Source organism: Streptomyces sp. DSM 116793 (assembly GCF_057320905.1).
Window position 1 is genome coordinate 364,255 of record NZ_CM170494.1, and the last position, 18,958, is coordinate 383,212.

Here is an 18,958-nt window from a genome sequence, read left to right on the forward strand (position 1 = left end):
GCGGGTCCCGCCCCGGCTTCCTTACGGCACCGTCCGGCGTGCCGGGGCCCGGTCAGGACGGCACGCGGTGCAGGGGGCGCGCGGCCGTGGGAGGGGCCGGCTTCGGCCGCGGCCAGTGCAGCGGTCGGCCGTCGCTGCTGGTGGCGCGCCGGGTGAACCAGACGATCTTGCCGTCGGCGGTGGGGCAGGCGCCCCAGGTGTCGCTCACCGCGGCGACGGTCGCGAGGCCGCCCCGCGCCGGGCCGAGGGGTTGCGGCAGGGTCCGTGCGCGGTCGGAGACCGCGGCCGTCAGGAACCGGCCGTTCCAGCGGAGCTCGATCACGCAGGCCTTGTTCTCGCCCGCGTGCCGGGCCACGTTGAGGAAGAGTTCCCGCACGCCCCGGCAGACGGGGGTGATGTGCTGCTCCAGGCCCCAGTAGCGGAGGTGGGCGGCGAGGATGCTGCGGATGTGCGGGTCGCGTTCCCCGGATGCCTGCACTTCGAGGACGTAGTAGCAGTTGACCGGCGCGGTCATGGATCTGTGCTCCTTTGCGGCAGGGCCCGACTCACCGTCCAGCGAGGTATGCGGTGGGTGAGTTCAAGGGTCACCGGAGGGGACGGGGGCCGCAACCGGAGGGTGCACCGGGGCGCGGCCGCCCCGCCGAACCCCTTCCGCTCCCGTCTCCCCCACCGGCCGGTGGAAGCTGGTCGCGCAGTTCCCCGCGCCCCTCCCGGCCCCCGACCCACGAGGGCGCGAAGCACCAAAAGGGACCGCGGGAACGGCGCAACCAACTACAACAAAGCCGCACCAACCCACCAGGACGAACCCGATACGGCCGGGGCGCGAAGCGCCAAAAAAGGGGGCGCGGGGAACTGCGCGACCAACCACGACGAACCCGCACCGACCCACCAGGACAAGCCCCATGCAGCCGGAGCGCGAAGCGCCAAAAAAGGGGCGCGGGGAACTGCGCGACCAACCACGACGAACCCGCACCGACCCACCAGGACAAGCCCCATGCAGCCGGAGCGCGAAGCGCCAAAAAAGGGGCGCGGGGAACTGCGCGACCAACCACGACGAACCCGCACCGACCCACCGTGCCGAACCCGCATGGCCTTGCGCGCGCCTCGCGCGCCCCGCGCGCCCCGCGCCTCAGTGGACCCCGTACGACGTGACGCTCAAGGTCGTGACGGAGTCACTCGCGCACCCTCGGAGCCCCTTGGCCGGCACGATCACGGATGCCCTCTCCCCGGGCGGGTACACCCGGACGCCCGCGGCGTCCGTGATGTGGCACGTGCTGTCCGCGTACACCCCCGGATCCACGATGCGCAGCGTGACCTGCGCACGCTGCCCGGGCTTCAGCACCACCCGGCCATGGGCCTGGGAGCCGTCCCGGTCGGCGGGCTTGCCGATCTGGTGCCCCTGGCCGTCGACCATGGAGACGCCGGGGAAGCCGAACAGCGAGCACGGCGTGTCCGCGTCGTTGGTGACCCGCAGCGGCCGGTACTGCGAGCCGGCTGCCCCCTCCCCCGTGCCGAGGGTGATCGTGAGGTCGGAGGTCTCGCAGGTGGCCGGGCCCTGTGCGGCCTTGGTGCCGGTCTGCGGGGGCGCGGACGTGGTCCGCTGCTGGTCGCCGGCGGCGGGCGCGGAGTCGTCCGGAGTGCTGGAGGGCGCCGTGGAGCCGTCGTCCTCGGAGTGGCCGGTGGCCGGGTGGGAGGCCAGGGTGCCGGCGGGCCGCACCGCCACGGCCGCCGGCGGAGAGTCGTTGGTCATGTTCAGGGCGACGGCGACGGCCGCGACGCAGCCGGCGGCGGCGACGCCCGTCCACAGGACCCGGGCCCTGCGCCGGGCCCTGGCCCGTCCCCGGATCTCCTCGAAGCTGCCGGGCGGCGGCGGCAGCGGGGTCGTCCGCCGGTGGAACGCGTCGGAGAGCTCGGACGGCTCCCGTTCACCGTCGGGATAGTCATGATCATGTCGTGGTTTCATGGAGTCCTCGCAGTTCTGCCCTCAGAATCTGACGTGCGGTGTGCAGGTCGCTCTTGACCGTTCCCGGGCGGCGGTGCAGGGTCGCGGCGATCTCGCCGATCGTCAGCCCTGCGTAGTAGTGCAGGAGCACGGGCACCCGCTGCCGCTCCGGGAGGCCCTGGACCAGGTGTTTGATCACCATTCCCCGGTCCGCGGCGGGTGCGGGCTCGGTGGCGTCCCTGGCCAGCCGGCGCAGCGCCTGGTGCTCCCGGTCGGTCCGCCGCCAGTGCTGTTTGATCAGGTTGGAGGCGATGGAGTACAGGTAGGGCACGGGCGCGTCGACCGTTCCCCAGCGGGACCAGAGCCGGGTGAAGGCCTCGGCGGCCATCTCGTGTGCCGTCTCGTCGGAGTGCACCAGGCTCCGGCACCAGCCGGCCAGCCTGGGGTAGACCGCCGCGAACAGCTCCGCGGCGGCGGCCTCCCGGGCACGGCTCGCCCGCCGTCCGCCCGCCGGGCGTGACGCTGTGTCGTGCACGGCGTCCATCCGCATCCCGCCGATCCCGATCTCGAAGGGTCCTGGGCGTGCCGTCGTGGTGCGCGGCACGGTCGAGCATGGTGCGTGCACCTCAGGTCCGGCCTGGTGGTGCTGTGCCCGTCACCCTTTGAGAGCCCGTCACGGGACCTGCGGTTGTAAAGAAATCGCCAAGTTCCGCTCCGTTCTCCCCCGGGACGCGTCACGTCCCCGGCCGGCTCATGGCCGGGAACGATGTGATCAAGGCCGAGAACAGGCGGGTACGGACCGGCGGCGGGCACGCGGGTGCGGGACGACAGGTGTAGGCGGCCGGGGCGGGGGCAGGCGCACGCCTGCAGGGGTGACAGAGTGACCGCCCCGACTGGTCATCGGGCGCGTCACTGTCCGCCGGCCGGCCGTATCCGCCGTGGGACACGGGTACGGCCGGCCGTTGCGCGTCGGACGGCAGGCGTCCGACGGCTCGTTGCCCGGTTCGGACCATTGCCCCCGGGCCCTCCAGAGTGTCTGCGCCGACGGCATCGGCGGGTGCGGTAGTCGTCGGTAGTCAGGTCCGTTCCGCTTCCGGAGGCAGCCGATGACTTCGCGCCCGTCCCGTCTGAAGGCCCGTAAGACCTGGCTGGGCACCGGAGTGGTGCTGGTGCTGATCGGCCTGAACGCCCCAGCGGTGGTCGGCTTCGCCCGGGACGAGTACCACCAGTACGCCATCAACCGGCCCGCGTACAAGGCGGCGCGTGGCCACTGGGCACTGGCCGCGATGCCGAAGAAGTACCAGCTCAACTCGATCCACGCGGTGCTGCTGTACACCGGGAAGGTGCTGCTGGTGGCGGGCTCGGGCAACGACGTCAAGCACTTCCACGGCGGGAGCTTCCGCAGCACGCTGTGGGACCCGGTGAAGAACACCTTCCGGAAGATCGACACTCCGGACGACATGTTCTGCGCCGGACACGCCCAGCTCCCCGACGGCAAGATCCTGGTGGCCGGCGGCACCGGCCGGTACGAGACGCTGAAGGGGGACGTGAAGCGGGCCGGCGGCGCGATGCTGGTCAAGAACGAGGATCCGGACAGGGCCCGGGTGCTGCCCAAGGGCACCGTCTTCCGTTCCCCCTCCGGCATGGCGTACCGCACCCAGGCCGACATCCGGGTGCCGCCCGCCACCAAGGCCGTCAGCGGGCGCACCGGAAAGGTCCGGGTCACCGCGAGCGAGGCCCGCGTCTACGTCGAGGCCACCGAGGACGGCCCCCGGGGTATCACCAACACCACCGAGCAGTACGCCATCGGCGGCCTCAAGGGCGAGGACGCCCGCAACGTCTACGGCATCGCGAACAAGATCGGCCTCGACAAGAAGGACTTCCAGGGCATCAGGGACGCCTACGAGTTCGACCCCGCCACCGAGAAGTACACGCGGGTCGCCCCGATGCGCGAGGCCCGCTGGTACCCGACGCTGACCACCCTCACCGACGGCCGCGTCCTCGCCGTCTCGGGCCTGGACGACATCGGCCAGGTGGTGCCCGGCAAGAACGAGATCTACGACCCGTGGACCAAGACCTGGTCCGCCGCCCCGGCCCGGTTCTTCCCCACCTACCCGTCCTTCTTCCTGACCCGCCGTGACACGATCTTCTACACGGGCTCCAACGCCGGCTACGGCCCGGCGACCGTGGGACGCAAGCCGGGCCTGTGGAACCTGGACGACAACACGTTCACCCCGGTCTCCGGCCTCACCCACCCGGACATCCTGGAGACGTCGTCCTCGGTGCTGCTGCCGCCCGCCCAGGACCAGCGGGTGATGGTGCTCGGCGGTGGCGGCGTCGGCGAGTCGACCAAGGCGACCGCGCGTACCGCGATCATCGACCTCAAGTCCGCCACACCGACGTTCCGCAACGGGCCCCCGCTGCCCGAGAAGACCCGTTACCTGAACAGCGTGATCATGCCGGACGACACCCTCTTCACGACGGGCGGCAGCCGGGACTACCGGGGACGCGGCGCCAGCAACATCCTCCGGGCGCAGTTCTACGACCCGGCCCACAACCGCTTCACCCCCGCCGCGGCGCCGTCCGTGGGCCGCAACTACCACACCGAGGCGCTGCTGCTGCCGGACGGGCGGGTGGCCGTCTTCGGCTCCGACCCGCTCTTCTCGGACAAGGCCAACACCCGGCTCGGCCGGTTCGAGCAGCGTGTGGAGGTGTACTCGCCGCCGTACCTGTACCACGGCCACCGCCCCCGGCTGACTCTCGACGGCCGGGCCAGGGTGCAGCGCGGCGGCCGGGTCGTCTTCCGCAGCCCGGACGCCGGCGACGTCGCCACGATGCGGCTGATGCGGCCGGGGTCCGCCACCCACGTCACCGACTTCGACCAGCGCTCCATCGCGCTGTCCGTGCAGCACGGCGCCGGGCGGCTCACGGTGACGATCCCCGAGGACCGCACCCTGGTGCCGTCCGGCTGGTACATGGTCTTCGCCACCAGCAAGAAGGGCACGCCGTCCAAGGCGGCCTGGGTCCACGTCATCTGACGGCGGTGGCGCCCCAGGGCCCCGTGGTGTCCTCGGCCAGGCGGCGCAGCACCAGCATGGCCGCGTCGTCGTGCGGGGGCCCGCCGGCATAGCGGACCAGGTCCGCGCGGAGCGCTTCGAGGGCGGCCTGCGGATCCGCCTCCATCAGGAACGCGGCGCGCTCGGCGAGCGGGTAGAAGACGCCGGACGTGTCACGGGCCTCGGTGACGCCGTCGGTGTAGAGCAACATCTGGTCGCCAGGGCCGAGGTCGGCCCGGTACGGCGTGGGCCGTGCGCCGCCCGCGACGCTCAGACCGAGCGGGGTGGCGTGGCCGGGCGGCTCCGGGAACTCGACGCGGCCGTCCCGTCGCACCACCATCGGTGCCGGGTGGCCGTAGTCGAGGAGGACCAGGCTGTTGTCGTCGCGCGCCTCGGCGAGGAGCGCGGTCACGAACTTCTCGCCCTCCAGCTCGCGTGCCGCGCTCCGCTCGAGCCGGGCTCCGAGGGAGGCCAGGTCCGGCTCGTCGTGCGCCGCCTCCCGGAACGCGCCGAGCACCAGCGCCGCCGTCTCCACCGCGGCCAGGCCCTTGCCCTGCACGTCACCGATGATGACCCGGACTCCGTAGGGCGTGTCGGCCACCTCGTAGAGGTCGCCGCCGACCCGCGCCTCGGCGAGGGCGGAGGTGTAGGACACGGCGAGGGCCAGCGATCCCACCCGGCGCGGCACGGGGCGCAGCACCACCCGCTGGGCGGCCTCGGCGATCGAGCGGACGGTGGCGAGTTCCGCCTCCCGGCGGCGGCGGGTCACGGCCGCCACCACACCGGCGACGGTCACCCCGGCGACGGACGCCATCGCGGTGAAGCCGCGGCGCTCCTGGAAGAGGTGGTCGTAGATGCCGAGGCCGATGCAGAACCCCAGCGACACGAGGCCGATCAGCGCGGTGCGGCGCCAGCTGCCGACCAGCCCCGAGAAGGCGGGCCCGAGCGCCACCAGGGGAAGCAGGCCGCCTCCTGGGCCCAGGGAGACGTCCACGACGACGACGATCGTCATCACGGCGACCGGAAGGAAGGTCAGTGTGGCGGGATAGCGCCGCTTCTCTCCCTGAGGCACGGTGCAAGGCTAGGCAGCGCGGTCCCGTCACGCCTACGGGCACTCCGGGCCCGTGACCCGATCGCAGCACGGCGATCCGTTCAGGGCGTCGGCTGTGTTCGGCATGCGGCTCCGCCGCGTGGGCGCGACCAGCCCCGCAGGTGGTCGGGCGAGTGACCGCAAGGTGCTCGGCCCGCCGGCCCGCCGCGGGCGCGTCGGGGTTGCCCGGGCAGTTCCCCGCGCCGCCAGGTGGGCCGGCGCACGGCCCGACAGGGAAGTACTCCGTTCGGCCGGGTCCGTCCGGAGGACGGGGACGCCAGGCGGAGCAAGCCGATCTGCGAACCGGCCAGGTTCTTCCTACCGTGGCTGAATGGCCATCAGATCACACCCGTGCCGCCGCACCGCACGCGCCGCGGCCCTCGCCGCCAGCGCGCTCCTGCTGCTGCCCGGCTCGGCCGGCACGGCCCTCGCCCGTCCTGCCCTTCCCCACGAGCCCGAGCCGCCCCGGCCCCGGCCCGCGCCGCCGCAGTCCCTGCTGGACCGGCCCGGCACGCAGGTGCGTCGGATGGCCGGGGCACCGGCCCTGCCGGCGAACGTGTCGTCGATGTCGTGGCTGGTCGCGGACGCGACCACCGGCGAGGTGCTGGCCGCGCACAACGCCCACCGCAAACTGCCGCCGGCGAGCACGCTGAAGTCCCTGTTCGCGCTGACCGCCCTCCCGCGGCTCGATCCGGCCACCCGGCACAAGGTCACAGCGAAGGATCTCGCGGGCGTCGGCGAGGGCAGCAGCCTCGTCGGGGTGGAACCGGGGCAGACCTACCGGGTGGACGACCTGTGGCGCGGGGTGTTCCTGCGCTCCGGCAACGACGCCGTGCACGTGCTGTCGTCCATGATCGGCGGAGAGCGGGCGGCGGTGCGGCAGATGCAGGCCAAGGCGGTGGAGCTGGGCGCGCGGGACACGCACGTGGTGACGCCGGACGGCTACGACGAGCGGGGCCAGGTCTCGTCGGCGTACGACCTCGCGGTGTTCGGCAGGGCGGGCCTGGCGGACAAGCAGTTCGCGCGGTACTGCTCGACCGGCTTCGCGCGGTTCCCCGACAGCCGGGGCTCGTTCGGCATCGAGAACACCAACCGGCTGCTCACCGGCGCGGACGGCGTGGGCCAGTACGAGGGTCTCATCGGCGTCAAGAACGGCTACACCACGAACGCCGGCAACACCCTCATCGCCGCCGCCCACCGCGGCTCGCGCACCATCCTGGTGACGGTGATGCATCCGGAGTCCGGCGAGGGCCACGCCGTCTACAGCGAGGCGCGTTCCCTGCTGAACTGGGGTTTCGCCGCGGCCGGGGAGGTACGGCCGGTGGGCTCGCTGGGGAGGCTGCCGCAGCCGCACGCGGAGCGCCGCGTGGCGCGGGTCGCGGCACGGACCCCCGCCGCCCGGCCCGGTCCCCTCTTCAGCACCGGCACGCTCGTCGCGGCGGGGGCCGCGGCGGTGCTGATGGCGGGCTGGGGCTGGCTGGCGTTGCGCCCCCGGAGCCGCCCGTCGTCGTCCTGAGCCCGCGCCGCCCCCGCCCCCGGCGACCTGGCGAGCATGCCTCGTGAGCAGCCGACCGGGAAGATTTACGATGCAACGGTGATGAGGATCGGGCTCCTGGGGCTGGGGCGGATGGGGACTCCCGTGTGCGCGCACCTCGTTCGCGCGGGTCACACCGTGTCGGCCTGCGACGTGCGGCCGGACCGGTCGCGGGCGGCGCTCGACGCCGGGGCGTCCTGGGGCGGCTCGGCCGAGGACGTCGCCGCGGGGGCCGACGTGCTCGTCACGGTGCTGCCCGGGCCGGCCGAGGTGGCGGCGCTGGACGAGGCGGTGTTCGCGGCGCTCGCGCCGGGCGCCGTCTGGATCGACATGACCAGCAACACGCCCGTCGCCGCCGGGCCGGTCAGGAACCGCGCCCACGCCCACGGCGTCCAGGTGCTCGAAGCGCCCCTGGGCGGAGGCCCGAAGGACGCGTGGGACGCCCGGCTGCGGATGTTCGTGGGCGGCGACGCCGACGTGCTGGCACGGTGCCGCCCGCTGCTGGAGACGGTCGCCGATCCGCACCGGATCGCGCATGTCGGCGGGCACGGTGCCGGCTACACCGTCAAGCTCCTGATCAACCTCCTGTGGTTCGGCCAGGCCGCGGCGACCGCGGAGGCGCTCCTGCTCGGCCGCCGCGCCGGCGTCGACCTGACCGTGCTGCGCGACGCCCTGGCGGACAGCGCCGCGGGCAGCGAATTCATCCGGCAGGACCTGCCGGCGCTGCTGGACGGCGACTACCTCCGCTCCTACCGGCTCGACCGCATCCACGACCAGCTGGCGGCCGTCGCGGACGCGGCCCGGCACCTCGGCACGCCGCACGGGATCACGGACGCGGTGCTGGACCTGCACGGCCGGGCCCTCGACCGCTACGGCCCCGTGGACGGCGAACTCCTGGCCGTGGCCCTGCTGGAGGAGGAGTCCGGCCTCCGCCTGCGCCGGTGACGCCCTAAGGACCGGTGTCCCGCGGGCACCGGCCGGCGTCTGCGCCCACCCCACCGCGGCGCGGAATCCTCAGCAGGCACACGGGTGTTCCGTCATCACGCCGGTAACTCCCGCGTGACGCAGGCCGTCCTTCGCCTGTGTGCTTTCGACGATTCATGGAGTACTGATGACCGAACGTGCCGACCAGGTGATCGCGGCGCTGCGCAGCGGCCACGACCGCCTGTCCGCCCTGATACGGAAGTTCTCCGCCGACGACCTCGGCCGTCCCTCCGGCGCGTCCGAATGGGACGTCTCCCAGGTGCTCAGCCACCTCGGCAGCGGTGCCGAGATCGGCCTCGCCACCGTCAGCGGCGCGCTGGACGGCACGGGCGCCCCCGACGGTGACTTCAACGCCTCCGTCTGGGCCCGCTGGGACGCGATGTCGCGTGCCGAGCGCGCCGAGGGCTTTCTGACGGCGGACGAGGCACTGGTCACCGCGCTGGAGAAGCTGACCCCGCGGCAGCGCGCCGACCTGCGCATCACGCTCGGTTTTCTGCCCGCCCCGCTCGACGTGGCCGGATACGGCGCGCTGCGGCTGAGCGAGTTCACCCTGCATGCCTGGGACATCGATGTCGTGTTCGACACCACGGCGGCGCTCGCGCCGGAGGCCGTCCCGCTGCTGTTCGACACCTCGGCGATGCTCACCGCCTTCGTCGCCAAGCCCGAGGCGCTCGCCGGGCGGATCGGCGTCCGGCTCACCGCTCCCGAACGCACCCTCGGCCTCGATCTCGGGGAGAAGGCCGGGATCACGGACGCCCCGACCGACCCGGACGGCGAGCTGAGCGCACCGGCGGAGTACTGGCTGCGGCTCGTCACGGGACGCCACGCCCCCGAGCACACTCCCCCGGGTGTCACCGCGACCGGCGCCTTCACGCTCGACGACCTGCGCCGCGTCTTCCCGGGCTTCTGACCCGCCCGCCTCCGTGGGGCGGCACGGGAGGCAGGCCCACGGGCGAGCGCGTCAGGCGTGGTCCATGAGCCGGTCCACACCCCTCACGCGGGCGCAGTGCGCACAGCAGAAGAACCGCCCGTCCGCCGCCTGCATCCCGTGGCCGAGGATGCGGCACTGGCAGTTGTCGCAGATGGGGGCCATCTTCTGGGCGGCACACTCGATGCTGTCGAAAGTGTGCACCGCTCCCGCGGCGTGCACCTCGAACGCCATCTCGTAGTCGTTCTTGCAGACCTCGCAGACGGCCATGAAGGGTCAGCTCCTCTTGCAGTGCGGGCAGCGCAGGGCGCCCATGGACGGTGTCTCGGACGGTAGTGCGCGGCTGCCGCCGGCCGCCCGGCGGCGGCTCACCCCGGGGGCCGTCCGGCCTATCGAGTCCACCCCGGCGGGCGGCGCCCGGCCGTCCACGGCACGCGGTGCCGGGGGACCGCGGCCGCCGGGGTGGGACGGCGTCCGCGGTCGCGGCCGGCCGGCTTCCCGGTTCATGGTGGACGTACGACTACCAGCGCCCTGCCCTGCGGGCGCGCCCGCAGGGCAGGCCCGCGACCGCACCGAGGAGGCCCCGCACCATGCAGAACGATCAGCGCAGACAGGTCTACCTGGGCCGGACGGGACGCGGGGACCTGACACCTCGCCAACGCCGCCGGATGCGGAAGAAGGGCCGGCAGGGCAAGGAGTGAGGCTTGGCCGGCAACCTGCCGGGTACCCGCCGCCGGAACCCCGGGGCATCCCCGCAACGACCGGGGCCATGGGCCCCGGGTGCCCCGGCGCCGGCAGCGGAGGAGGACCGAGAGGGCCCAGCAGGTCGGCGAGATCATGACGGCCGAGTAGTCAGGAGATGCGCTCATGGACCACGACACCTTCGTCGGCCAGGTGCAGGCACGGGCCCGGCTGAGCAGCCGCGGCGCGGCGGAGACCGCGACCAGGGCGACTCTGGAGACCCTGGCCGAGCGCGTGCCCGCCCCCCTGGCCGACAATCTCGCGGCACAGCTGCCGATGGAGATCGGCGAGCACCTGCGCAGGGTCGCCATGGCACCCGACCAGCCCGGCACGGGGGTGCGGATGACCCGGCCGGAGTTCTTCGACCGGGTGGCCCTGCGTTCCGGGGCGGACTATCCGAAGGCGGTGCACGAGGCGCGGTGCGTCGTGGAGGTGGTCACCGAGGCCACGCAGGGCGCGGTGACGGACAAGATCCGTCACTCGCTGGACGACGACACCGCCGAGGTGCTCTTCGCCGGCAGCACCGGCAACGCGTAGGGGGCCCCGCGGCCCGGTCGCGGGCCGGGGCGGGGGCTGCCCGGGGCCGACCGCGGCGCCTGGACCGGCGGCCGGGCGCGGCGGCCGGGCGGGCTGGCGGTCGGGCAACCGCGGATGCCCCTGGCGGCGATGGTGGCCGGCAGGCCCGCGTGCAGCGTCCTGGTCGTACCCACCGCTGCTCGGGACGGGCCGGGCTGAGAGCGCCCGCGCCCGGCCCGGTACCGGGTGAGGACGCCCACCGCGCTCAGGCACCGGAGCCCGCCGTGCCCACAGGTACTCCCCCGGCGCACCGGCACCTCGACGTGCCGCGGTGTGCCGGGGCCGGCTGCCGGGGCCCGTCGGGGCCCGGCAGCCGTCCCCGGCGGTCGGGGTCAGCCCCGGGGGGAGTGCCCGCGGCCGTCGCCGTCACTCCCGGCGCGCGGCCTCGAAGGTCGCCACCCATTCGGCGGTGCGGTCGAGATAGGCGGTCTCGGCCGCACTGCCGGTCCTGCCGTAGGCGCCGTCGTAGGTCTGGTACCCGTGGCCCGCGGGCGGGTTCGCCGCCGCAGGCTCGATGGAGCTGCCCTCGTGCCACTCGTTGAACGAGGTGACGGAGACCCAGGTGGGTGAGCCGCCGATGGCGGGGTCCAGCGCGTTCGACCACTCGAGGTCGTAGGTCGCGCCGTCCGCGCGGCCCACGGTCGGGGTGGTGTTGCCGGGCACCGCCCGGTCGTCGATGTAGCCGGGTGCCACGGACGGCGACCACACCAGGCCGTGCTGCCGTGCGTAGTCACCGGCGTTCTTCCAGCCGGGCGCGGTGACCCCGGCGATGCCGTCGTAGGTGTAGAGACCGTTGAAGTGGCTGATCTTGCTGGTGTCGGTGGTCTGGGCGAGCACGATGTTGTCGCCGGTCACCGCGTCCAGCGCCGACCAGTCACCGGTCTGCAGGCTGTCGAAGACGTAGAACGCGGGGCGGTTGCCGTGGTCGGCGGACCGGTAGAACGCCGGGCTGCCGCCGTAGGTGGCGTCGATGTACCGGATGTCGTCGGCGACGGAGGCGGCGGTGCGGCCCTGGTAGGGCTCGATGTGCCAGGCCACCTTGATGCCCTCGGCCTGGGCGGCGGCGAGGACGCGCGGGGCGAGCGTGTCCTCGTAACTGCCCTGCCCCCACCAGCTGTAGACGATGACGCCGGCGCCCGACTCCCGGACCCACTTCATGTGCTGGGCCACGGCTCCGTCCACGTCGCCGGAGTCGTAGGGGCCGAGCTTGGGGTAGAGGTCGGCGCCGATGTCCTCGGGCGGGGTGTGCCCGCCCTGCTGCCAGTGCCGCCAGTCGCCGTTCACCTCGGGTGTGCCGTACCACGGGTAGTAGAAGAGGTGGACGTTCGGCGAGGGCGTCCCGGCCTGCTGGGCGGTGGGCGGAGCGCAGTCGGCGGCGACCGCGCCGGCCGCGTACCGGATCCCGCCGAGCAGCAGGGACCGGAAGGCGGCCTCGGTGTACGACTCCTGGGTGTGGCCGAGACCCGTGTAGAACGAGCGGCCCTTGCCCTGCGGGTGGCACCAGGTGATGGGGTGGTCGCCGTTCATGGTGCCGCCGCTGTAGCTGGACTCGTCCAGGCTCTGCAGCACGTGCACGTCGGGGCGTGGGTTGGTGCGGTAGTTGTACCACTCGTCGGTCCTGGTCCACCGGTCGTCCAGGCCCGCCGTCGCGGGGTGGTCATGGTCCTCGGTGACCACGGTCGCCTGCTGCGGCGCCGGGTGGCCCTGGAACCAGGCGCCCATCAGGGTGCCGTAGAAGGGCCAGTCGTACTCGGTGTCGGCGGCGGCGTGCACGCCGACGTAACCGCCGCCGTTCTCGATGTAGCCCTGGAAGGCGGTCTGCTGGGTGTCGTCGAGGACGTCGCCGGTGGTGCTGAGGAAGACGACGGCCTCGTACGGGGCGAGCCTTGCGGGGGTGAAGGCGGCCGCGTCCTCGGTGGCCGTCACGGTGAAGCCGTTCGCGGCGCCCAGTTCGGTGATGGCCTGGATGCCGGCCGGGATGGAGTCGTGCCGGAATCCGGCGGTCTTGGAGAAGACCAGCACGTCGAAGCCGGCGTCGGGGTGGGCCTGGGCGCCGGGTGCCGCGAACAGCGCGGCGAGCGCCAGGGCGGTGGCGGTGGCGATGCCGGTGACGAGCCGGTGCAGGGCGTGCCCGCCCCGGCCGCGGCGCCCGGCAGGCCGCCGGCGGGTGTCCGCTCGTTCCATGTGTGGTCGTCTCATGTCAGGAGCCGATCGTGAAGGAGTCGAGGTCGAAGAGGTTGCCCTGTCCGGAGGGGCCCTTGAAGACCAGGTAGAGGCTGGTGGTGCCGGCGGGGCCACCGCTCAGGTCGCCGGTGACGTTCTGGTAGTTCTCCCAGCCGCCGGTGGAGGGCACGGTGACGGTGCCCAGCAGGGTGCCCGTCTGGGAGCCGGCCCGCACCTCCAGGGTGCCGCCGGGGCCGGCGGAGGCGATGCGCGCGGTGAACGTCCCGGCGTCGCCGAGCGCGTAGGGCGTGAAGGAGATCCAGTCGCCGTCGTCGGTGAAGCCGACCGTGCTGCCGCCCTCGGCCGCGCCGTGCCCGGCGAGTTCGATGCCGGACTGGCTGCCGAAGTGCTCGGCCTGCCGGTGCCGCGGCTGGAGCTTCCTCGTGCTGTGCGTGGTCAGGCCGCCGGCGTCGGTGTACTCGGCGTCGAAGACGCCGAACAGGTTGGCTGCGCTGTCGTGCTCGCCGTCGGTGGGCAGCGGGAACGACCCGGTGCAGCCGGTCTTGGTGCTGATCTGGTGGGAGTGGCTGTCGTGGCCGAGCAGATAGGTGACCTTGACCTTGCTGCAGTCGACCTGGCCGTCCTCGGGATCGCTCACCTGCACCGAGAAGGGGACGGTGTCACCGAAGTTGAACAGCTGGCCGTCCAGGGGGGTCGTGAGGTTCACCGTGGGCACGGTGTTGCCCGCGGTGATCACGAGGCTCGCGGTGCCGGTCAGTCCCTCGGGGTCCTTGACGGTCAGGGTCGGGGCGAACGTGCCCTCCTTGGTGTACTGGTGGGTCGGGTTGGCCTCGGTCGACGTCTGGCCGTCGCCGAAGTCCCAGGAGTAGCCGAGGGCCTCGCCCTCGGGGTCGGAACTGCCCGCCGAGGAGAAGTGCACGGTCAGCGGGGTCTTTCCGGAGGTGACGTCCGCGGCCGCCTTGGCGATGGGGCTGCGGTTGCTGCCCCCGACGTACTCGATCCGGTAGAGGGCCTGGTTGCCGGAGCCGGTGCCGTAGTCGAGCACGTACAGCGCGCCGTCCGGGCCGAACGCGGAGTCCATCACCTGGGTGCCGGTCCACGGGAAGCTCTCGATCGTGCCCGGGGAGCCGTCGGCGTTGACCGTGATCGGCTTGATCCACTTGCGGCCGTACTCCTCGGCGAAGAACGTGCCGTCCAGCGACTGCGGGAACTTCACGGGCGAGTCGAGCGCCGCGTCGTAGTGGTAGACCGGGCCGCCCATCGGGGACTCGGAACCGCCGCCGAACTCCGGCGGGGAACCGGCGTCGCCGCCGTAGCGGATCCACGCGGGCTGGGCCGGCGGCAGCTTCTGCAGGCCGGTGTTGTGGGGCGAGTTGTTGGTGGGGCCGCCCGCGCAGTCGTACTTGGCGCCGGAGGGGCCGCTGGGGAAGGTGTACTCGTTGTACGTCTCGTCGGTGGTGTTGGTGCCGGTGCAGTAGGGCCAGCCGAAGTTGCCCGCCTTGGTGATGCGGTCGAACTCCACCTGCCCGCCGGGGCCGCGGTCGGCGGCGGTGGTGCCGGCGTCGGGTCCGTAGTCGCCGAGGTAGACGATGTCCGTGGCCTTGTCGACCTGCATGCGGAACGGGTTGCGGAAGCCCATGGCGTAGATCTCGGGGCGGGTGTTGGCGGTCCCGGCGGGGAAGAGGTTGCCGGCCGGGACCGTGTAGGTGCCGTCCGCCTCCGGGTGGATGCGCAGCAGCTTGCCGCGCAGGTCGTCGGTGTTGCCCGCGGAGCGCTGGGCGTCGAACTGCGGGTTGCGGTCGCCGCGTTCGTCCAGCGGTGAGTAGCCCTGCGACTCGAACGGGTTGGTGTCGTCGCCGGTGGTCAGCAGGAGGTTGCCCTTGCTGTCGAAGTCGATGTCACCGCCGACGTGGCAGCACTGCCCGCGGTCGTTGCCGACCTCCAGGAGGACCTTCTCGCTGGCCGTGTCCAGTGTGCCGTCGCTCTTCAGCACGAACCGGGAGAGGTTCAGGTGCCCCTTGAACGGCTCGAACTCCGCGGCCGACCCGTTCACGGGGGCGTCCCCGTCCGGGGTGCCGAGCCGGGGCGAGTAGTACAGGTAGACGAAGCGGTTCTGGGCGAAGTGCGGGTCCGCCGCGACGCCCTGCAACCCCTCCTCGTCATGGGTGTACACGTTCAGCTTCGCGGCGACCTTGGTGTTGCCGGCGGCGTCGGTGAGCCGCAGGGTGCCGTCCCGTGAGGTGTGCAGGACGGACCGGTCGGGCAGCACCGCCAGCGACATGGCCTCGCCCAGTTCGTCGGGGCCGACGGCGAGCTGGACCTGCTGGTAGTCGTCGGCGGGAATGTCCTGTGGTGCACCGCCGGCCGGGGCGGCGACAGCGGCCCCACCGGCAATGATCAGGGCGAGTGCCGTGATCAGTCTCCACCCTTTGCGGGGGTGTCGTGACATGAGCCTTTTCCTTCCTGACGTGCGTGGGGTGTCAGGCAAGGCGCGCGCCGGCCGCGCTTGCTCCTGGTGTGCACTGCTGACGCGCTGGTGGGACGCGCTTGGCGCCCCGGGACGGGGGCTGAGGGCCCCTCCAACCCGAAGACATGACAAGCGACTTATTGCACAGAATGCAAAAGATTTTTGCGCGGCAGCTCAATTCTTTTGCATGCTCGCAATTCCCCCGAGGATTTGTCAAGGTCGTGTCAAAATGTCGTGACGTCGATGTTTCCGGCCCGGCCTTTCGGACGACCCCGCCTTTCGTGACCGCTCGCCTTTCGGGACCGGCCGGGCCGCCTTTTCGAGTGGCCCCGCTCACGGACCGGGGCCCGCGCTCCGGAGCCGGTGCCGGCACTCACGGACGGAGCGGGGCCGGCGCCCTCAGACCAGCGCGGTGACCGTGACGGTGACGGCGACCGCGTCGCGCGACCCGGTGAGCACACCCCGGGCGGCCTCGTCCGTGGCGGCCCGCACCGCACGGCCGACGTCCAGGGCACGGTGGCCGCGGAGCGTGCTCACCGTCACCTCGACGTGCCAGGTCCGCCGCCCCGCGTCGAGCCGCGCCGCTACGCCCGGCACCTGCTCCGGGCGGCCCCCCGCCCTGGCGAGCCCGGCGGTGCCGTCGCGCACCAGCCGCGAATGGCGCGGGCTGAGGGCCGCGACGCCCGGCACCCGGCCCGCCGCCACGGCGACGGTCTCCTCGATCTCCCGGCGGACGTCCTGCGTCGTCATCGGTCCGTCCCTCTCCACGGGCCGTCCCCGGCCCCCCGGCTGCCGGCCGCACGACCGGTGCCGGGGCCGCCGCCCGCCCGGTTGAAGGCGGTTCCGTACGCCCGGCCGCCGTCGTCCAGCACGTCGGCGACGGTCACGTCCACGGCGTGCACCTGGAGGCCCAGGGTGCGCCCGGCGGTGTCGAGGATCCGGTGCCGGACCGCTTCGGCGACGTCCTGGAGGTTGCGCTCCAGGGACGTCACCACGTCCATGCGCACCAGCACAGGGCCCCGGGGACCGTCGGCGGCGGGGCTCGCGACGCGGACCCGGCAGCTGCCCGCGCGCACCCACGGCAGCGCGTCGGCCGCCGACCGGAACGCCTTGGCCACCGCCGTCTCCGCGATCCACAGGTCCTCCTCGGCCCGGCCGAGCGGGAGCGCGGCACCGGGCCGCAGCTCCAGCCTGACCAGGTCCATCACCCGGGAAGTGAACGGGTCGCCCGCGGCGCCCGGCGGCCGGCCCGCTGCACCGGGCGGCGGCACCGCGGTGTCCGGTGGCTGCTCGCCGGTGTCCGGTGGCCGGCCGGCGGCGGACCGCCGGTCCGCGGTGCGGCGGTGCGGCCGGTCCGCCATGGCGCGCGCCTGCTCGACGACATGGTCCAGCACCCGCAGTTCGCGCAGGGCGGCCGTGCAGTGCGGGCAGGTGTGCAGGTGCGGGTCCTGGGCGACCGTCCGCGTGTCGTAGGCCTCCCAGACCGCGCTGAGGAGCCTGCCGCAGGGGAGCACCTCGTCGTCCGGATCGCCGCCCGGCGGTACCTGGTTCTCGCTCACCGCCACGCCTCCATGGCCGCCATCAGATGCCGCCGGGCCCGGAAGATCCGCCCGCGGACCGCCTGCCGCCCCACTCCGAGCACGTCCGCGATCTCGTCGTACGACAGGTCGTGCAGGTCCCGCAGCACCCAGCACGCGCGCTGCTCGGGCGACAGGCCCGCCATGGCCTCGGCGAGGGCGCGCAGGGCCGCGTCCGACTCGGCCAGCCGCTCGGGCGACGCCTGGTGCTCCGGGGCGGCGGGCTCCGCCACCGCCTCCAGGCCGGTGACGGGCCGCCGGGCGCGCAGCAGATTGAGGCTGCGGTTGGTGACGATGCGGTACATCCAGGTGCGGAACGCCGCCTGGCCGCGGAACTCGGGCAGGCGGCGCCAGGCCCCCACGAAGGCGTCCTGGACGGCGTCCTCGGCCTCCGCGCGGTCGCCCAGCAGCCGGGTCGCGAGGCTCAGCAGCGCGGGACCGTGCCGGTGCACCAGCTCCTCGAAGGAGTCCTCGTCGCCTTCGCGGGCGCGCGCCACCAGCAGGGCGTCGTCGGGCGCGCCGCCCTGCCGCTCCCGTTCGGCCGGCTGCGTGCCGTCCCGGCGCAATGGGCCGCTCCTTTACCCGCGCTGCTGGTGTGCAGGACCACCCCTGCCGTGTGCGACCGCGTGTGCCGGTGTGCGGCACGCTCCGCGCCGGCTGCATGACGCTGCCGGGGTGCAGGACCACGGTGGCAGTCCGCCGGGCGCGGGACGGGCGGCGCGCCCGGTGGTGCCGGGCCGCGGTCACTCCGTCGGCGGGCACCGTCACTCGGTGGGCGGCCACTCCTCGCTGGACGGCCCACCGCCGGCCGGGCGGCACCCGATGGGCAGCCGCTTCCCTGGAGGGTGCCTTCCGCTGGAGAGCCACTGGGCCGGGGGGTGCCTTCCGGTGGGCAGCCGCTGGACCCGGCCATGCGTTCCGATGGGAAGCCGCTGTCCCCGGGGATGCCTTCCGCGCCGGCCTTCTCCGTCGGCTGCGGCTACTGGTGGGCAGCCGCTACCCGGTGGGCAGCCGCTCGCCGCACCGGGCGCAGTAGCGGGCGTCGTTCTCCTGCGCGAGCCGGCCGCACTCGGGGCACACCCGGTGCAGCAGGCAGGCCGGTTCACCGCCGTCGGGCACCGCGGGGAGGAGGCGGGGCCGCACCTCGTCGGCCGCGGGGCGCCGCACGCCGGCCGGGAGGCGCGCCGCGTCGTCTGCGGGGTGTGCCGCGTCGTCTCCGGGGTGTGCCGCGTCCCTCGCGGGGTGCGCCTCGTCGGCCGCGGGGCGCGCCTCGTCGTCCCGGGTACGGGCCGCTTCGTCCGGCGTGCGGGCCGCTCCCTCCGCGGTGCCTGCCGCTCCGCCCCCGGTTGCCGCCGCGCCGTCCCGGGTGGCGATGGCCAGTCCCGGACGGCGGCGGTGTGCCGTGACATAGGCCAGGCCCGCGGCGCCCGCGCGTACGGCCCGGCGGGCGCCGCGCGGCAGCCAGGCCACGAAACCCGGCCGCAGCTCCTGGTCGCCGGCGTCCGTGGTGAGCCGTCCGTCGCCGGCCACGACGCACACCAGCACGTCCAGGGCGGACTCCACGTGCTCCGGCACGGTCGTGCCGGGCGCGAGCCTGATCAGGTTGGCGTCCAGCTGCCTGCCGTCGGCGGCCAGCCGCCACAGCGCCCCACCGCGCTCCGGGGCCGCGTCGCCGAGCAGCTCGCCGGCCCGGGCGAGGACGCCCTCTGCGGGGTGGGACGACGGCGGCTGGGACGGCACGGTTTCCTCCGGTGGGCGTGGACGACGGCGGGCTCCCGGTGGCCACAGGCCGATGGTATCCGGGTGGCCGGGTCCCACCGCCGCCAAGGGCGGCCGTGGTCCGGGCCACTGCCGTCATCGCGTGCGACGACGTACCGTG

Annotated in this window: 16 protein-coding genes; 5 read left to right on the forward strand and 11 right to left on the reverse strand. The window is 73.7% G+C overall.

The features are described 5' to 3' along the window. Positions 1 to 52: 52 nt before the first annotated feature. The 3 genes from ACSMXW_RS01585 to ACSMXW_RS01595 all read right to left on the reverse strand — a co-directional run bounded on the left by ACSMXW_RS01585 (position 53) and on the right by ACSMXW_RS01595 (position 2,486). Positions 53 to 514, reverse strand: a complete 462-nt coding sequence (locus ACSMXW_RS01585) for an ATP-binding protein (protein WP_485803397.1) — start codon at positions 512 to 514, stop codon at positions 53 to 55. A 615-nt stretch (positions 515 to 1,129) separates the two neighbouring features. Further along, complete coding sequence (locus ACSMXW_RS01590; protein WP_485803399.1) at positions 1,130 to 1,963, reverse strand: DUF4232 domain-containing protein; 834 nt, start codon at positions 1,961 to 1,963, stop codon at positions 1,130 to 1,132. Beyond that, complete coding sequence (locus ACSMXW_RS01595; RefSeq protein WP_485808557.1) at positions 1,947 to 2,486, reverse strand: RNA polymerase sigma factor; 540 nt, start codon at positions 2,484 to 2,486, stop codon at positions 1,947 to 1,949. Before ACSMXW_RS01595 ends, ACSMXW_RS01590 begins: the two co-directional genes overlap by 17 nt. 562 nt (positions 2,487 to 3,048) lie before the next feature. Between ACSMXW_RS01595 and glxA the strand changes: the two genes are divergently transcribed. Beyond that, a complete protein-coding gene (gene glxA, locus ACSMXW_RS01600; protein WP_485803401.1) occupies positions 3,049 to 4,980 on the forward strand; it encodes a radical copper oxidase GlxA in 1,932 nt (643 codons plus the stop codon). Here the strand turns inward: glxA and ACSMXW_RS01605 are convergent. Next, positions 4,973 to 6,010, reverse strand: coding sequence for a PP2C family protein-serine/threonine phosphatase (locus tag ACSMXW_RS01605; protein ID WP_485808558.1), 1,038 nt, complete (start codon positions 6,008 to 6,010; stop codon positions 4,973 to 4,975). The two genes, glxA and ACSMXW_RS01605, sit on opposite strands and share 8 nt — an antisense overlap. A gap of 409 nt (positions 6,011 to 6,419) precedes the next feature. On the opposite strand from ACSMXW_RS01605, the gene ACSMXW_RS01610 reads away from it, so the two are divergent. From ACSMXW_RS01610 to ACSMXW_RS01620, 3 genes are all read left to right on the forward strand, one after another. Further along, entirely contained in the window at positions 6,420 to 7,604 is a 1,185-nt protein-coding gene (locus ACSMXW_RS01610; RefSeq protein WP_485803403.1) for a D-alanyl-D-alanine carboxypeptidase family protein, read from the forward strand. Positions 7,605 to 7,640: 36 nt separating this feature from the next. Continuing rightward, entirely contained in the window at positions 7,641 to 8,567 is a 927-nt protein-coding gene (locus ACSMXW_RS01615) for an NAD(P)-dependent oxidoreductase (RefSeq protein WP_485803404.1), read from the forward strand. Positions 8,568 to 8,733: 166 nt separating this feature from the next. Next, on the forward strand, positions 8,734 to 9,516 hold the full coding sequence (locus ACSMXW_RS01620) for a maleylpyruvate isomerase family mycothiol-dependent enzyme (protein WP_485803406.1): 783 nt from the start codon (positions 8,734 to 8,736) through the stop codon (positions 9,514 to 9,516). Between the two features lie 51 nt (positions 9,517 to 9,567). Here ACSMXW_RS01620 and ACSMXW_RS01625 read toward each other — a convergent pair whose 3' ends face one another. Beyond that, entirely contained in the window at positions 9,568 to 9,804 is a 237-nt protein-coding gene (locus ACSMXW_RS01625) for a hypothetical protein (protein ID WP_485803408.1), read from the reverse strand. 597 nt (positions 9,805 to 10,401) lie between these two features. On the opposite strand from ACSMXW_RS01625, the gene ACSMXW_RS01630 reads away from it, so the two are divergent. Then, complete coding sequence (locus ACSMXW_RS01630) at positions 10,402 to 10,812, forward strand: DUF2267 domain-containing protein (RefSeq protein ID WP_485803410.1); 411 nt, start codon at positions 10,402 to 10,404, stop codon at positions 10,810 to 10,812. A 405-nt stretch (positions 10,813 to 11,217) separates the two neighbouring features. Here the strand turns inward: ACSMXW_RS01630 and ACSMXW_RS01635 are convergent, their stop codons facing one another. The 6 genes from ACSMXW_RS01635 to ACSMXW_RS01660 form a co-directional block, all read right to left on the reverse strand. Next, positions 11,218 to 13,050 carry a ThuA domain-containing protein gene (locus tag ACSMXW_RS01635; RefSeq protein WP_485803412.1) on the reverse strand — a complete coding sequence of 611 codons (1,833 nt, stop codon included), beginning with the start codon at positions 13,048 to 13,050 and terminating at the stop codon, positions 11,218 to 11,220. Position 13,051: 1 nt separating this feature from the next. Beyond that, complete coding sequence (locus tag ACSMXW_RS01640) at positions 13,052 to 15,484, reverse strand: PQQ-dependent sugar dehydrogenase (RefSeq protein ID WP_485803414.1); 2,433 nt, start codon at positions 15,482 to 15,484, stop codon at positions 13,052 to 13,054. Between the two features lie 417 nt (positions 15,485 to 15,901). Beyond that, positions 15,902 to 16,252 carry an Asp23/Gls24 family envelope stress response protein gene (locus tag ACSMXW_RS01645; RefSeq protein ID WP_485803416.1) on the reverse strand — a complete coding sequence of 117 codons (351 nt, stop codon included), beginning with the start codon at positions 16,250 to 16,252 and terminating at the stop codon, positions 15,902 to 15,904. Continuing rightward, positions 16,249 to 17,061, reverse strand: coding sequence for an Asp23/Gls24 family envelope stress response protein (locus tag ACSMXW_RS01650; protein ID WP_485803418.1), 813 nt, complete (start codon positions 17,059 to 17,061; stop codon positions 16,249 to 16,251). Before ACSMXW_RS01650 ends, ACSMXW_RS01645 begins: the two co-directional genes overlap by 4 nt. Continuing rightward, complete coding sequence (locus tag ACSMXW_RS01655) at positions 17,058 to 17,645, reverse strand: RNA polymerase sigma factor (RefSeq protein ID WP_485803420.1); 588 nt, start codon at positions 17,643 to 17,645, stop codon at positions 17,058 to 17,060. Before ACSMXW_RS01655 ends, ACSMXW_RS01650 begins: the two co-directional genes overlap by 4 nt. Before the next feature lie 430 nt (positions 17,646 to 18,075). Further along, positions 18,076 to 18,819 carry a hypothetical protein gene (locus ACSMXW_RS01660; protein ID WP_485803422.1) on the reverse strand — a complete coding sequence of 248 codons (744 nt, stop codon included), beginning with the start codon at positions 18,817 to 18,819 and terminating at the stop codon, positions 18,076 to 18,078. Between the last annotated feature and the right edge of the window lie 139 nt (positions 18,820 to 18,958).

Excerpts from the sequence above, each read along its gene's own strand:
- ACSMXW_RS01585 (WP_485803397.1), bottom strand. The coding sequence starts at position 514 with ATGACCGCGCCGGTCAACTGCTACTACGTCCTCGAAGTGCAGGCATCC.
- ACSMXW_RS01590 (WP_485803399.1), bottom strand. The coding sequence starts at position 1,963 with ATGAAACCACGACATGATCATGACTATCCCGACGGTGAACGGGAGCCG.
- ACSMXW_RS01595 (WP_485808557.1), bottom strand. The coding sequence starts at position 2,486 with ATGGACGCCGTGCACGACACAGCGTCACGCCCGGCGGGCGGACGGCGG.
- glxA (WP_485803401.1), top strand. The coding sequence starts at position 3,049 with ATGACTTCGCGCCCGTCCCGTCTGAAGGCCCGTAAGACCTGGCTGGGC.
- ACSMXW_RS01605 (WP_485808558.1), bottom strand. The coding sequence starts at position 6,010 with ATGACGATCGTCGTCGTCGTGGACGTCTCCCTGGGCCCAGGAGGCGGC.
- ACSMXW_RS01610 (WP_485803403.1), top strand. The coding sequence starts at position 6,420 with ATGGCCATCAGATCACACCCGTGCCGCCGCACCGCACGCGCCGCGGCC.
- ACSMXW_RS01615 (WP_485803404.1), top strand. The coding sequence starts at position 7,641 with ATGCCTCGTGAGCAGCCGACCGGGAAGATTTACGATGCAACGGTGATG.
- ACSMXW_RS01620 (WP_485803406.1), top strand. The coding sequence starts at position 8,734 with ATGACCGAACGTGCCGACCAGGTGATCGCGGCGCTGCGCAGCGGCCAC.
- ACSMXW_RS01625 (WP_485803408.1), bottom strand. The coding sequence starts at position 9,804 with ATGGCCGTCTGCGAGGTCTGCAAGAACGACTACGAGATGGCGTTCGAG.
- ACSMXW_RS01630 (WP_485803410.1), top strand. The coding sequence starts at position 10,402 with ATGGACCACGACACCTTCGTCGGCCAGGTGCAGGCACGGGCCCGGCTG.
- ACSMXW_RS01635 (WP_485803412.1), bottom strand. The coding sequence starts at position 13,050 with ATGAGACGACCACACATGGAACGAGCGGACACCCGCCGGCGGCCTGCC.
- ACSMXW_RS01640 (WP_485803414.1), bottom strand. The coding sequence starts at position 15,484 with ATGTCACGACACCCCCGCAAAGGGTGGAGACTGATCACGGCACTCGCC.
- ACSMXW_RS01645 (WP_485803416.1), bottom strand. The coding sequence starts at position 16,252 with ATGACGACGCAGGACGTCCGCCGGGAGATCGAGGAGACCGTCGCCGTG.